Consider the following 13,328-nt stretch of genomic DNA (forward strand, 5'->3'; position numbering starts at 1 on the left):
ATTTGGCAAAAAAGTTTTTGGTTGATAAAGCAGCTATTAAAAGCAGATTACTTGGGGTATTTTTAATATTTATAGTACTTATCTGCTTTTTGTTTTATAGTCTTTTCAGAATTATGGTTTTGATGTCTCCTAAATACAAAGCGATGGCTATAGAACAGTGGACAAGTGAGGTTAAAATAGCAGCTAAAAGAGGAGAAATACTGGATAGATTTGGACAAGAACTTGCAGTGAGTGGAAATGAGTATAGAGTCGATTTAGATTTAAATACTATTAAAAATTATATCACTAAGAAAAAAAATATTACTTTAGATGAGCTTGCAAATAAATTGACTAGTGCACTTGAAATACCAAAGGAAGATGTTCTAAAACAGCTAAATAGGAAGTTTCATGATGGAAGACCTATGGGATCTGCAATACTTGCCAGACGTGTTGAAAAGTCAAAAGCAGATAAGGTTTCAGCTTTGAAGGTAGATGGTGTCATTGTTTCACCAGATACTAAAAGATATTATCCCAATAATAATTTATTGTCACAGGTAATTGGACATACTAATTCTGATGGTGATGGACTTACAGGTGTGGAACTTGAATATGATAAATATTTGAAAGGTACTCCAGGAGTGAGAATCGCTGAACTTGATAAAAATAGTAAAAATCTGCCATACACTATATCAGAGTATACAAAACCTGTTGATGGAGAAGATGTTGAATTAACCATTGATAAAAACATGCAATATTTTGCGGATAAATATGCAGACGAGGCTTTGGTTAATAATAAGGCTAAGGCAGTTTCAATACTTATAACAAATCCTAAAAATGGCGAAATACTGGCTTTAGCAAACAAACCAGATTATGATTTAAATAATCCATGGGACAAGACTAAAACTAGTGACGAACTTCAAAAACAGTGGAGGGATAGAGCCGTTAGTGATACCTTTGAGCCGGGCTCAATTTTTAAGGTTATAACTTCAGTTGCTGCTATGTCAGAGGGAGTTGTTCACGAAAATGATAAATTCAATTGTAATGGTTCAATAACTATAGCAAATAGAACTATTCACTGTTGGAAGCGTACAGGACATGGCGCAGAAACTTTTGTTGACATTTTAAAAAATTCTTGTAATGTTGGGTTTGCGACGCTAGGTGAACGATTAGGAGGAGCAAATTTAAATAAGTATATATCAAAATTTGGTTTTGGTACTAAAACGGGAGTTGATCTTCCTGGTGAAGCTAAGGGAATCATTAAAAAAACAGATAAAATAGGACCGGTTGAGGCAGCTACTATAGCTTTTGGACAAACAGATACTGTATCCATGATGCAATATATTACTGCATTTAATGCTGTTGCAAATGGTGGATATCTTATTACACCACATGTTATGAAGGACATACTTCATCGTGATTCATCTAATAAAGAAATTGTAGACAAGACATATAGTGATTACAACAAAACAAAAATAATAGATGAAAATGTTACTAAAACCTTAAGGGGATATTTAGAAAAGGTAGTATCAGAAGGCGGTGGTAAGAAAGCGTATATAGCTGGATACCATATAGCAGGTAAAACAGGAACTGCACAAAAACCAAATCCTAAAGGTGGAGGTTATGAATCAGGAAAATATATTGCTTCATTTGTTGGTATGGCACCAGCAGATGATCCAAAGGTAACAGTTTTTGTTTCAATAGATGAACCAGATCCATCAAATTATTATGCAGGTCAAATATCAGCACCAGTAGGCCAAAAGTTATTTAATGACATATTTAATTATCTTAATATAAAACCAGATGCATCAAGTGATGATACAGCAAAGAGTCTTCTTAAAGATGTAGTTATTCCCGATATTAGGGGAATGAAAAAAGAGGATGCAATAAAGAAACTCAAAGATTTAAATTTAGATTATAGTATTGAAGGAAGCGGAGCATATATTACAAATGTTTCACCACTTCCAGGTGCAGTTGTTAAAGAAGGAACCAAAATTATACTTTACACAGGTGATAGTGCAAACTATAATAGTAATGGTGATATTGTAGTACCAGATTTGACAGGCTATAGTAAGGCTAATGCTGAAAGTGTTCTAAGTAGCCTTGGAATTAAAGCGCAGTTTTCAGGATCAGGAGTGGTTGATGATCAAGATATTAAACCTAATAGTCATGTTCATAAGGGAACCACTTTAAATATTACGTTGGAAGAAGTAGAAGACTAATCTAATGCACAATTCACAGTTCACAATGCACAATGAAGGTTGATTTTTCTCCGCGAGCGGAGAAAAATCTTTAAAATATTAAGTTTTAAGATTTTCTGAAACCACAGAAAATCATCCTTCATTGTGAATTGTGCATCGTGAATTGTAAATTAATTTTAAAGGGAGTGTGATTTTATTGAAACTTAAAGAAATTTTAGCTGGTGTAAGTTATGAACTTATAAATGGAAGTGTTGATGAAGAAATAACGAATATGCATTATGATTCTAGAAAAATAGAACAAAATGGTTTGTTTTTTTGTATTGAAGGTTATGAAACAGATGGACATAAATACATAGGAAAAGCATTAGAAAATGGAGCAAAAGCTATAATATGCACAAAGGTGCCTGAAAATATTACGAACGCAGCTGTAATTAAAGTTGAAGATGGAAGAAAGGCTATGTCACTTTTAAGTGCTAATTTTTATGGAAATCCAGCAAAGAAACTTAAACTTATAGGTATTACAGGAACAAATGGAAAAACTACTTCTACATATATAATGAAATCAATGCTTGAAAATGCTGGATATAAAGTTGGGCTTGTAGGAACAATAGCAAATTATATTGGTGATAAAAAAATAGAATCACATAGAACAACACCAGAATCAATGGAACTTCAAAAATTATTTCATGATATGGTTGAAGCTGGAATAGAGTATTGTGTTATGGAAGTATCTTCGCATTCATTATATTTAAATAGAGTCTTTGGAATAACTTTTAATGAAGGTATATTTACTAATTTAACAAGGGATCATCTTGATTTTCATAAAACTTTTGAAAATTATTACAAAGCAAAAATGATACTATTTGAAAATAGCAAAAATTCTATTATAAATATAGATAATGAATATGGGAAAAAAGTATTTAATGATGTTAAAAATTCAAAAATAACATACGGAATTGAAAATGAAGCTGATGTTAGAGCAGAAAATATAAATATGAGCTCTAAGGGAACAAGTTTTGATTTAAATTATAATGGAAATAAAATAAGTGCATTTGTGAGTATACCTGGAAAGTATAATGTTTATAATGCCTTGTGCAGTGCGGCAGCATGTTTAAATGAAGGCATATCACTTGAAAAAGTAAAATTAGGTTTAGAAAAACTTGCTTCTGTACCGGGAAGATGCGAAATAGTCACAAATAAATACAATCTTAAATTTGATGTTATCGTAGATTATGCACATACTCCGGATGGACTCATGAATATACTTAGTACTGCAAGAGAATTTACAAAAGGAAGATTAATTTCCGTATTTGGCTGTGGTGGAGATAGAGATAAAACTAAGAGGCCTATTATGGGTGAAATTGGTTCAAAAATGAGTGATATTGCAATAATTACATCAGATAATCCAAGAAGTGAAAAACCAGAAGAAATTATAAGAGATATAACAGCTGGCATAAAAAAAGATAATTATGTAACTATTGAAAATAGGGAAGAAGCTATAAAAGAGGCTTTAAAGATGGCTAAAGAGGATGATGTCATTGTTTTAGCAGGAAAAGGACATGAAGATTATCAAATATTAAAAGATAAAACTATTCACTTTGATGAAAGAGAAGTAATTGCTAAGTTAATAAAGGAGCTGTTTTAATTGGAAAATCTTACACTAGATCAAGTTGTAAAAGCGGTAGAAGGTAAACTAATATTAAAAGGTACTCAAACTACTTTTAATAAAGTAAGTACGGATACGAGGAAAATAGAGGAAAAATCAATATTTATAGCTCTTAAAGGTGAAAATTTTAATGGAAATGAATTTATAGCTGAGGCAGCAGAAAAAGGTGCTTCGCTTTGCATAATAGATGAAGTTAAATTTGGGGCAGTAGATAAATATAAAGAATTGTCAATAATATTAGTAGAGGATACTGGAAAAGCACTTCTTGATTTAGCTGAATTTTATAGAAGTACTCTCAAAAATTTAAAGGTTGTTTCAATTACTGGATCTACAGGAAAGACTTCTACAAAAGACATAACTTCAGCTGTTCTTCAAAGTAAATTCAAGGTTTTTAAAACAGCAGGTAATTTTAATAATGAAATAGGTTTGCCGCTTATGATTTTTAATTTAGATAATACATATGATGTTGCAGTTTTGGAAATGGGCATGAGTCATTTTAATGAAATACACAAAATGGCTAAAGCAGCAAGACCAGATATTGCACTAATGACTAATATTGGTATATCACATATTGAAAATTTAAAGACAAGGGAAAACATATTAAAGGCTAAGCTTGAAATAACAGATTTCTTTGATAAAAATAGTACTTTGATTGTAAATGAGGATAATGATCTTTTAAGTACAATCCATTCTTCAAAATACAAGGTTATAAAAGCAGCAGTTGATAGTGAAGGTGATTTTAAAGCATTTAATTTAGAAGTTAATGAAAATGGATCAAAATTTAGTGTAAGAGAAAAAGATGGTGTAAACTTTGATAATATTGAAATTTTAGTTCCAGGAAAACACAATATACAAAATGCAATGCTTGCAATAGCTTGTGGTAGGAAAATGGGATTAACTTATGATGAAATTAATAGTGGAATTAAAAACATAAAAATGACGTCAATGAGACTTGATATAGTTAAAGGAGAAAAGTTTTCAATTGTTGATGACAGTTACAATGCAAGTCCTGATTCCATGATAGCGGCTATTGATGTTATAAATACTGTGGAAGGTAAAAGAAGAATAGCAATACTTGGAACTATGAGAGAACTTGGGGAAAAATCTTACGAAGCACATTTTGATATAGGAAAATATGCTAAAACTCAAGGAATAGATGAACTTATAACCATGGGGGACTACAACAAAGCATATAGCGAAGGTTATGGCAAAGAAAATTATAATGCATTTTCAAATATGGAAGATTTGATAAAATATTTAGATGCAATTTTAAAAAATGGTGATGTAATTTTAGTAAAAGCATCTAGAAGTATGAAATTTGAAAATATAGTGAAAAATCTTAAGGAATTAATGACTAGATAAGGAGATATAAAATGGGAGTAATTGTTTATTCAGTGTTAGTTGCGTTTTTAATATCTATACTTCAGGGACCTTTATTTATCCCTATTTTACATAAATTGAAGTTTGGACAGAATATAAGAGAAGAGGGACCAGAAAGCCATAAAAAAAAGGCTGGAACACCAACTATGGGGGGAATAATTTTCATAACAACAGCTATAGTTACTATGCTTATTATGCACGATAATATAAATTCTAATTCGATTTTTGTTTTTGTAACTTTTTTAGCTTTTGCACTTATTGGATTACTTGATGATATGCTTAAAATTATACATAAGAAAAATGAAGGATTAACGGCAAAGCAAAAGTTCTTACTTCAGTTCATTGTTTCAATTGCTCTTAGCTGTTATGCTTGTAAAAGTTTTGGAACAGATATTTTTATTCCATTTTTAAAAATAACTTGGACTTGTAATCCGATTATATATGTTTTATTTGTAACTATTTTTCTTGTTGCTGTTACAAACGCAGTAAATCTTACAGATGGATTGGATGGTTTAGCTTCTTCGGTAACGATACTTGTTATGACTTTTTTTGGAGTAGTAAGTTTTTCATGGCATCAATATTCTGTATCTGTTTTTTGTGGGATAGTTGTAGGTACACTTTTAGGATTTCTTAAGTATAATTCTTTTCCAGCACAAATTTTTATGGGCGATACAGGGTCGCTTGGGCTTGGAGGGGCTGTTGCTGCAGTAGCAATAGTATTAAAACTTCCTTTATTGGTTATAATTGTAGGTGGAATATATTTGATGGAAACTTTATCCGTAATATTACAGGTTGCTTCTTTTAAACTTACTGGTAAAAGAATATTTAAAATGGCACCTATACATCATCATTTTGAAAAACTTGGATGGCATGAAACTAAAGTTGTGTCTGTATTTTCCATTGCAACAGTTATATTGTGTTTAATTTCATTTTTGTCATTGATATAGGATAAACCATTGTGAAACTTAAAATTGATTTGTACCAAAATGCCATATTCTAGGCATTATGGTGCACATGAATTTTAATAGTTGAGCTGGTTTATCAATAGGATAATAATTTATGGGAGGATTAGAATATGGCAAAAACAAAACTTTTACAAAAGGTTGAAGTAGATTTTATACTTCTTGCGACAGTTTTATTATTAGTTGCCATAGGGGTTATTATGGTGTATAGTGCAAGCTCATATAGTGCACTAAATAGCAAAAATTTTAAGTATGATGACATGTATTTCTTAAAGAAGCAGGGACTTGCAGCTATAATGGGATTAGTGGCGCTTTTTATTGTAGAAAAGATTGATTATCACAAATTAAAAAAAATAACTGGAAAGTTAATTATAGTTACAATTATATTACTTTTAGTTGTTTTAGCCTTCCATCCAATTAATGGAGCTAGAAGGTGGATACCGATTCCAGGATTTAATCTTCAACCTTCTGAAATAGCAAAATATGTCATAGTTTTAATTCTTGCAAAGGCTATCGAAAAGAATGGGGATAGAATAAAAAAGTTTTTCCCTAATTTCATTGTGTACTTGTTAATAGCAGCTTTTTTTGCAGGCTTAGTTTATATTGAAAAAAACTTAAGTATTGCAACAGTAATAATGGTAGTAAGTATTATTATAATGTTTGTTGGTGGAGCAAGGCTAAAACACATAGCTTCTATATTGGCTTGTGGTGTTATTCCATTAGGTATATATTTTACAATGTCGGTTGGATATAGGCATACAAGGTTTTTGGCATTTTTGGACCCTTGGAAGTATTCGCAAAAAGAAGGTTATCAGATTTGTCAATCTCTTTTGGCACTAGGTTCAGGAGGACTTAAAGGACTAGGACTGGGACAATCCAGACAAAAGTGTTATTACATACCAGAACCGTATAACGATTTTATTTTCTCAATTATAGGAGAAGAACTTGGTTTAATAGGCTGTGTATTTATAATAATTTTGTTTATAGTATTAATACAAAGAGGAATAAGAATTGCTATGAGATCCAGAGATACTTATGGTACGCTGCTTGCAATAGGAATAACTTCTGTACTTGCAGTTCAAGCAATCATTAATGTAGCGGTTGTAACTAATTCAATGCCAGTAACTGGTGTACCACTTCCATTTATAAGTTATGGTGGATCGTCACTGCTTTTCAATTTAATAGCGGTAGGCATATTACTAAATATATCATCACAAACCACGTGAAATTTTAATCAATACAAAATTCACCATGAAGTGGCTGAAAAAAATATTTAAATATTGTGAATTAAATCAATTCACAATTCACGATGCACAATTCACAATGAAGGATGATTTTCTTCCGTTTCACTACAGAAAATCTTAAAACTTATTTTTTTTATTGCTTACGCAGTAGCACCATTTATGGTGCTAAGCGAGGCATTTAAACTTTAAATTTTAAGATTTGCCTAACGAAAGGGAGGCAAATCATCCTTCATTGTGCATTGTGAACTGTGAATTGTGAATTGATTAAGTTATTTTGTAATAATTTTAGTTTACTATAAAATTAGTAGTTGTTATTGTACAACCTTTAATTTTCAATGAATATTATTTTAAATATTATAAAATTTTTGATATAATTTAAATTATAACAAAAAGGTAGTTTATTAATGAAATTATATATTATATAATGTATATAGTGAAGCTAGCTCAACTACAAATTATATATGTACCATAATCCCTTGAAGATTGGTATTTTGGAACATAAATAGTTTGAGTTTCAGGGGAGTTTCACTATACAGATAAACCAGTTCAACTATTGAAATTGATATGCACCATAATTCCAAGAAGACGGCATTTTGTTACAAATGAATTTCAAGTTTCACAGTGGTTTATCTTTAGTTATTGATGCAATTATTAATTTATAAATGTTTCTTTATGAATAGGGTGGATTTATGAAAAAAGAAAAAAATGAACTTATTGAAAGAAGAAGAAAAAAAATAAGAAGAAAAAAAGTAATTTTATTTGGAGTAATACTGGTTTCTGTTCTTGTGACCTTATGCTTAAAGTTACCTTATTTTAATATAAAAAATATAGAGGTGCACAACAATAGTATAATAGACACTGATACAATTGTAAGATTGTCCCAGATTAAAAAAGGAACTAATATATTTTATGTAAGTTTGAAAAAAAATAAAGTTAACATTGAACAAAACCCTTACATAATGAATGTTGGTATATCTAAGAAATTACCAGATACAATTGATATTACAGTTACTGAAAGAAAAGCTGCTTTTTATGCAGAGAAGGATAACAAATATCTTATTATAGATAAGAATGGTGTTGTATTGGAAGAAAAAGATAATTTAAATGGGATGAACCTTATTAAGTTATTGGGATTTAACACTAATAATGCTAAAATAGGAAAGGTTATACCGTGTGATGATAATAGAAAAATAGATGTAATATCTAAACTTACCGATATAGTTATTAATGTTAAGAATTTGAAAATAACTAGTGTGGATATTTCAGATGTTTTAAATTTAAAAGCATATGTCAATAACATGAGTATAATTTTGGGAAGAGTAGATGGATTAGATAGTAAAATTAATAAAGCAATAAATATTATAAATTCAGAGAATCTTAAAGACAAAAAAGGTTATGTAGATGTTAGTTTTAATGGAAATCCAGTATATTGTATTCAAAATTAGGAGGTTTTTTGATGAAAAAAGTTGGCTCACAGATAGCAGTGGCCGCTGTGTGTTGTATACTTGGCTTTATGTTATCACATCAACTTAAAATTGCAAGTATGCAGGAGGATAAAGGCAATACTAATACAAATAGTCCTCAAGTATCTCAAGATATAGATAAATTAACAAAAGAAAAAGCTAACTTGCAAAAGAAAGTAGATGAACTTAATAAACAGGTAAGTGGATATCAGGATGCAGCAGCTAGCAGTAGTACTACTAATAAACAAATATTAGATGAACTTAATAAAGATAATTTAATTCTTGGTAATGTAGATGCAGTTGGTCCAGGTGTAGAAATTGTTATAACGCCACAAAGCTTGTCACATTCAAACAGTGATTCTTCAAGTGCTTTAGATAGTGGGGATCTTATTAAAGGAGAAGATATTGTAGATTTAATTAATGAACTTAATTTTTCTCAGGCTGAAGCAATTTCTGTGAATGATGTTAGAATTACTGCAACAACAGGAATTAAGAGTTCTAGCGGTGGCTCAGATATATTTATTGGTGATGTTAGAATATCTCCTAATGAAAAAATAACAATAAAAGCCGTAGGAAATAGTAAACTTCTTTATTCAGCTTTATCTTATCCAGGAGTTTTTTCTGGTATACCCGCAAATTATAAAATAGATTATAATAAAGTTGATAAAATTACTATAAAGAAATCAAATGCAATAATAAAATTTGATTTTGCTAAACCATCAAATAAATAATTAGGATGTGATTGTGTATGATTGCCGTTTTTGGTTTGTTAATAGGAGTTATATTAGGGGTTGTATTGAACGTCCCAATACCAGATAAATTTTCACCATATTTGTCAGTTGCAATTTTTGCCTGCCTTGATTCAGTATTTGGAGCAATTAGGGCTGGGCTTGATAAACAATATAAGGCTGATGTTTTTATATCAGGTTTTTTTGGAAATGCAATTCTTTCTGTCGCTTTAGTATTTTTAGGTGATAAGCTAAATTTGCCTATTTATTTAGCTGCTGTTATTGTGTTTGGAACTAGAATATTTAATAACTTTGCATCAATAAGAAGAAAGTTATTAGAAAAGGCTAAATTTCACTAATGAGGTGATTGAATGAAAAACAATGAAGCTTCAGTGTTTATTTTTATTGCCTCAATCTTTGTCGGAATATTAATATCATCTAATATGAATTTCGAAAAGGTAGACCAAAAAGTATATCTTAATTCAGAACAATACCAAGATGCATATAGGAATCGAAGTAAATTAGAAAGCGATATAAATGATTTAAAAGAGCAATATTTTAATTTAAACCAAAAAATAAATGATCTTACTAAAACAACAAATGATATGTCTTCAACAAATCAGCAAATGAAAGATGAACTAGATTTAGATAAAATGGCTGTTGGAAATGTAGATATAGAAGGTCAAGGTATAGAAATAACACTTAATGATGGTGGTGGTGAATTTACTGGTACTGTAAAAAATTTTAATACTGTAGCAGATATGATTCATGATCATGATATAAGATATGTGGTTAATGATTTAAGATGTGCAGGGGCAGAGGCTATTTCTATAAATGGTCAGAGAATTTTAAGTAATAGTGAGATATATTGTAATGCTGAATTTATTTTAGTTAATGGAATTAAAACAGGAGCACCATTTGATATAAGAGCTATTGGTGACATGGATAAGTTGCAAGATTATATGCTTTCGGAACGAGGATATCTTAACTACTTGAAATTAAGGGGCGAGGGAAATATAACTATTGATTTGGAAACTAATCCAGATATCAGAATATTTTCCAGCGATGTAAGAGTAAAAGATTATACCATTAAGTAAAAATAGGTTGTATTATAGTAAAAAGTAATAAAATAACATTTAAATTTTATTTTATTTAAATAGATTAAAAAAAATATTTGTTTTATAAAGGATTTTTTGATTTTATGGAGAATATTATATTTATTAAATCCTATTTTTAGGTAAGGAGACGATTAACTTGGACATTGCAAATAATATAGAGGAGATAAGGAAAAATATTCCTCCAGATGTAAAACTTATTGCAGTTTCTAAAACGAAAACTGTCGAAGATATGAAGGAAGCTTACGATTGTGGAATAAGAGATTTTGGAGAAAATAGGGTTCAAGAGTTTTTGACTAAGTATGATGAATTTGAAAAAGATGTTAGATGGCATCTGATTGGTCATCTTCAAGTTAATAAGGTTAAATATATTGTTGGTAAAGTATTTTTAATACATTCTTTAGATAGTGTAAAACTTTTAAGTGAACTAGAAAAAAGGTACTCAAATGAAAAAATTTTTGTAGATGCTCTTATAGAAATAAATATTGGAAGAGAAGAAAGCAAAAGTGGAATTTTGATGGAAAACCTTGATGAATTATTAGAAGAATGTGAAAAATGTACTCATGTAAAAATTAAGGGAATTATGACAGTAATACCAATAGGCGATGAAGAAAGTAATAGAAAATATTTTTCTCAGATGAAAGTTTTATTTAATAAACTAAAAAATGAGAATTTAAAAAATATTGAAATGAAATATCTATCTATGGGAATGTCTGGAGATTATAAAATTGCTATTGAAGAGGGCGCTAATGTTGTAAGGATAGGCCAAGGTATATTTGGAAAGAGAAATTATAATAAATAGGAGGGTAAACAAATGGCAAATAAAGTTTTAAGTAAGGTTATGGGAATTATAGGTTTAAATGAAGAGGATGAATACGATGAAATTGAGGAAAATGAAGTTGAAGACAAAAAATCATTTGAAGAGGAAGAGGAATACGACAATAGTTTCTTACAAAACAAAAAACCAAATAAAGTAGTAAACATACATACCGCAAATTCTGTTAAGGTTGTAATTGTTAAACCTAAGGATTACGATGAAGCTACACAAATTTGTGATGATCTTAAAAACAGAAGGATTGTTGTAGTAAATGTTTCTGAATTAGAACCTAAAATTGCACAAAGATTGCTTGATTTCATGGGTGGTGCAAGTTATGTTTTAGATGGTGAACTTCAAGAAATAGAAAAGGGTGTATATATACTATCTCCTTCAAATGTTGATGTTACAAAAGATTTGAAAAGTGAATTGTCTAATAAAGGAATATTCAATTGGACAAAATAAAGTATAGATATACCAGCTCAACTATTAAAATCAATTTGCATCATAATGCCTAGAAGATATCATTTTGATACAAATTAATTTTAAAGTTTCAAGTGGTTTATCTTTATTAATTAAAAACTTAAAGTTAAATTCATAATGGAGGAAAAAATTATGGTTATAAGCTTAATAATTGTTTTGTTTAGGGTATTGGAATGGATTATAATTATCGATTGCGTATTATCCTTTGTTCCAAGTGATTCTTTATACAGTGTTAGGCAGGCTATAGGAAATATAACAGAGCCAATTTTAGCACCGTTTAGAGCCATTCAAGAGCGAATTGCACCAGGATTTATGATTGATTTTTCTCCTGTTATAGCTTTAATTGTGATTCAAATTATTGAAAGATTAATTATTGCACTATTTTTAAGATAAGGCATTTTAAATTTGAAAAACTTATGAAATTGAGGTGATAAAGTGGGTAATAGCAGATTAACAGCGATGGATATTACTAGCAAGGAATTTAAAAAAACATTAAGGGGTTTTGATACTGATGAAGTAGATGAATTTTTAAATCAAATTGCTGATAACTATGAAAGCATTTACAAAGAAAATTCTACGTTGAAGGAAAAGAATGCTATATTAAGTGAAAAACTTGAACATTATGCTCATATAGAAGAAACAATTCAAAATACCCTTGTATTAGCACAAAATGCAGCAGAACAAGCAAAACAGGCTGCAAAAAAAGAATCGGATTTAATTCTAAAAAGTGCCAATGATACAGCGCAAAAGATGGTAGATAAGGCCAATGGTGATGTAATAAAAATTAATGAAGATTATGATAAAATTAAGCAAGAGTTTGTAAAATTTAAATCGAAATATAGAAACTTTATAAATGCGCAACTTGATATGTTTAATAGTCTTGAAAGTGATTTCGAGAAAAATTATAATATAGCTACAGTAAAAAGTGAAGTAAGCGTAACTTCAAAGGAAATTGAAAGCGCTAAAATTGAGGAGCCTAATCTAGAAAAGGCTAAGTTAGTTGACGAAAATGAGGAAAGTTTTACAAATGATTTAAATGAAATAAAGAGTTTTTTTGTTAAGTAAGAAGAGATTGTTTCATAAAATATAAAAATTGTAAATCTTTATCCAAAGTACAGAGTACAAAGTACAAAGTACAGTGAAGGAAGATTTTCTTTCGCTCTGCTACAGAAAATCTTAAAACTTATTTTTGATTGCTTACGCAATAGCACCATATATGGTGCAGAGAGAAGCATACAACATTTAAGTTTAAGATTTACCTGACGCAAGGAAAGGTAAATCCACCTTCATTGTACT

Annotated in this window: 13 protein-coding genes; all 13 read left to right on the forward strand. The window is 29.7% G+C overall.

Features of this window, described 5'->3' with window-relative positions:
* Positions 1-2 precede the first annotated feature (2 nt).
* Positions 3-2,198: a stage V sporulation protein D gene (locus CUEA01_RS05960; protein WP_234119950.1), complete on the forward strand. Its 2,196-nt coding sequence runs from the start codon at positions 3-5 to the stop codon at positions 2,196-2,198.
* A 175-nt stretch (positions 2,199-2,373) separates the two neighbouring features.
* Complete coding sequence (locus tag CUEA01_RS05965; protein WP_234119952.1) at positions 2,374-3,822, forward strand: UDP-N-acetylmuramoyl-L-alanyl-D-glutamate--2,6-diaminopimelate ligase; 1,449 nt, start codon at positions 2,374-2,376, stop codon at positions 3,820-3,822.
* Complete coding sequence (locus CUEA01_RS05970) at positions 3,823-5,205, forward strand: UDP-N-acetylmuramoyl-tripeptide--D-alanyl-D-alanine ligase (protein ID WP_234119954.1); 1,383 nt, start codon at positions 3,823-3,825, stop codon at positions 5,203-5,205.
* A gap of 11 nt (positions 5,206-5,216) precedes the next feature.
* Positions 5,217-6,170 (forward strand): phospho-N-acetylmuramoyl-pentapeptide-transferase, encoded by a 954-nt coding sequence (gene mraY, locus CUEA01_RS05975; protein ID WP_234119958.1) that lies wholly within the window; start codon positions 5,217-5,219, stop codon positions 6,168-6,170.
* A 128-nt stretch (positions 6,171-6,298) separates the two neighbouring features.
* Positions 6,299-7,411 (forward strand): putative lipid II flippase FtsW, encoded by a 1,113-nt coding sequence (ftsW, locus tag CUEA01_RS05980; RefSeq protein WP_234119963.1) that lies wholly within the window; start codon positions 6,299-6,301, stop codon positions 7,409-7,411.
* 707 nt (positions 7,412-8,118) lie between these two features.
* Positions 8,119-8,874 carry a cell division protein FtsQ/DivIB gene (locus tag CUEA01_RS05985; RefSeq protein WP_234119973.1) on the forward strand — a complete coding sequence of 252 codons (756 nt, stop codon included), beginning with the start codon at positions 8,119-8,121 and terminating at the stop codon, positions 8,872-8,874.
* Positions 8,875-8,885: 11 nt separating this feature from the next.
* Complete coding sequence (locus tag CUEA01_RS05990) at positions 8,886-9,623, forward strand: DUF881 domain-containing protein (protein WP_234119985.1); 738 nt, start codon at positions 8,886-8,888, stop codon at positions 9,621-9,623.
* 17 nt (positions 9,624-9,640) lie between these two features.
* Positions 9,641-9,979 (forward strand): small basic family protein, encoded by a 339-nt coding sequence (locus CUEA01_RS05995; protein ID WP_234119987.1) that lies wholly within the window; start codon positions 9,641-9,643, stop codon positions 9,977-9,979.
* 12 nt (positions 9,980-9,991) lie between these two features.
* Positions 9,992-10,717 carry a DUF881 domain-containing protein gene (locus CUEA01_RS06000; RefSeq protein ID WP_234119997.1) on the forward strand — a complete coding sequence of 242 codons (726 nt, stop codon included), beginning with the start codon at positions 9,992-9,994 and terminating at the stop codon, positions 10,715-10,717.
* A gap of 157 nt (positions 10,718-10,874) precedes the next feature.
* On the forward strand, positions 10,875-11,537 hold the full coding sequence (locus CUEA01_RS06005; RefSeq protein WP_234119999.1) for a YggS family pyridoxal phosphate-dependent enzyme: 663 nt from the start codon (positions 10,875-10,877) through the stop codon (positions 11,535-11,537).
* A gap of 12 nt (positions 11,538-11,549) precedes the next feature.
* On the forward strand, positions 11,550-12,014 hold the full coding sequence (locus tag CUEA01_RS06010; RefSeq protein WP_234120001.1) for a cell division protein SepF: 465 nt from the start codon (positions 11,550-11,552) through the stop codon (positions 12,012-12,014).
* Positions 12,015-12,164: 150 nt separating this feature from the next.
* Positions 12,165-12,425 carry a YggT family protein gene (locus tag CUEA01_RS06015; RefSeq protein WP_234120003.1) on the forward strand — a complete coding sequence of 87 codons (261 nt, stop codon included), beginning with the start codon at positions 12,165-12,167 and terminating at the stop codon, positions 12,423-12,425.
* Between the two features lie 66 nt (positions 12,426-12,491).
* Positions 12,492-13,097: a DivIVA domain-containing protein gene (locus tag CUEA01_RS06020; protein WP_234122132.1), complete on the forward strand. Its 606-nt coding sequence runs from the start codon at positions 12,492-12,494 to the stop codon at positions 13,095-13,097.
* The last annotated feature ends 231 nt before the right edge of the window (positions 13,098-13,328 follow it).

The organism is Clostridium hydrogenum, from assembly GCF_021432385.1.
Lineage (GTDB): Bacteria > Bacillota > Clostridia > Clostridiales > Clostridiaceae > Clostridium_S > Clostridium_S hydrogenum.

Coding starts and splice junctions, on each gene's coding strand:
- mraY (WP_234119958.1), top strand. CDS start 5,217: ATGGGAGTAATTGTTTATTCAGTGTTAGTTGCGTTTTTAATATCTATA.
- ftsW (WP_234119963.1), top strand. CDS start 6,299: ATGGCAAAAACAAAACTTTTACAAAAGGTTGAAGTAGATTTTATACTT.
- CUEA01_RS05985 (WP_234119973.1), top strand. CDS start 8,119: ATGAAAAAAGAAAAAAATGAACTTATTGAAAGAAGAAGAAAAAAAATA.
- CUEA01_RS05990 (WP_234119985.1), top strand. CDS start 8,886: ATGAAAAAAGTTGGCTCACAGATAGCAGTGGCCGCTGTGTGTTGTATA.
- CUEA01_RS05995 (WP_234119987.1), top strand. CDS start 9,641: ATGATTGCCGTTTTTGGTTTGTTAATAGGAGTTATATTAGGGGTTGTA.
- CUEA01_RS06000 (WP_234119997.1), top strand. CDS start 9,992: ATGAAAAACAATGAAGCTTCAGTGTTTATTTTTATTGCCTCAATCTTT.
- CUEA01_RS06010 (WP_234120001.1), top strand. CDS start 11,550: ATGGCAAATAAAGTTTTAAGTAAGGTTATGGGAATTATAGGTTTAAAT.
- CUEA01_RS06015 (WP_234120003.1), top strand. CDS start 12,165: ATGGTTATAAGCTTAATAATTGTTTTGTTTAGGGTATTGGAATGGATT.
- CUEA01_RS06020 (WP_234122132.1), top strand. CDS start 12,492: ATGGATATTACTAGCAAGGAATTTAAAAAAACATTAAGGGGTTTTGAT.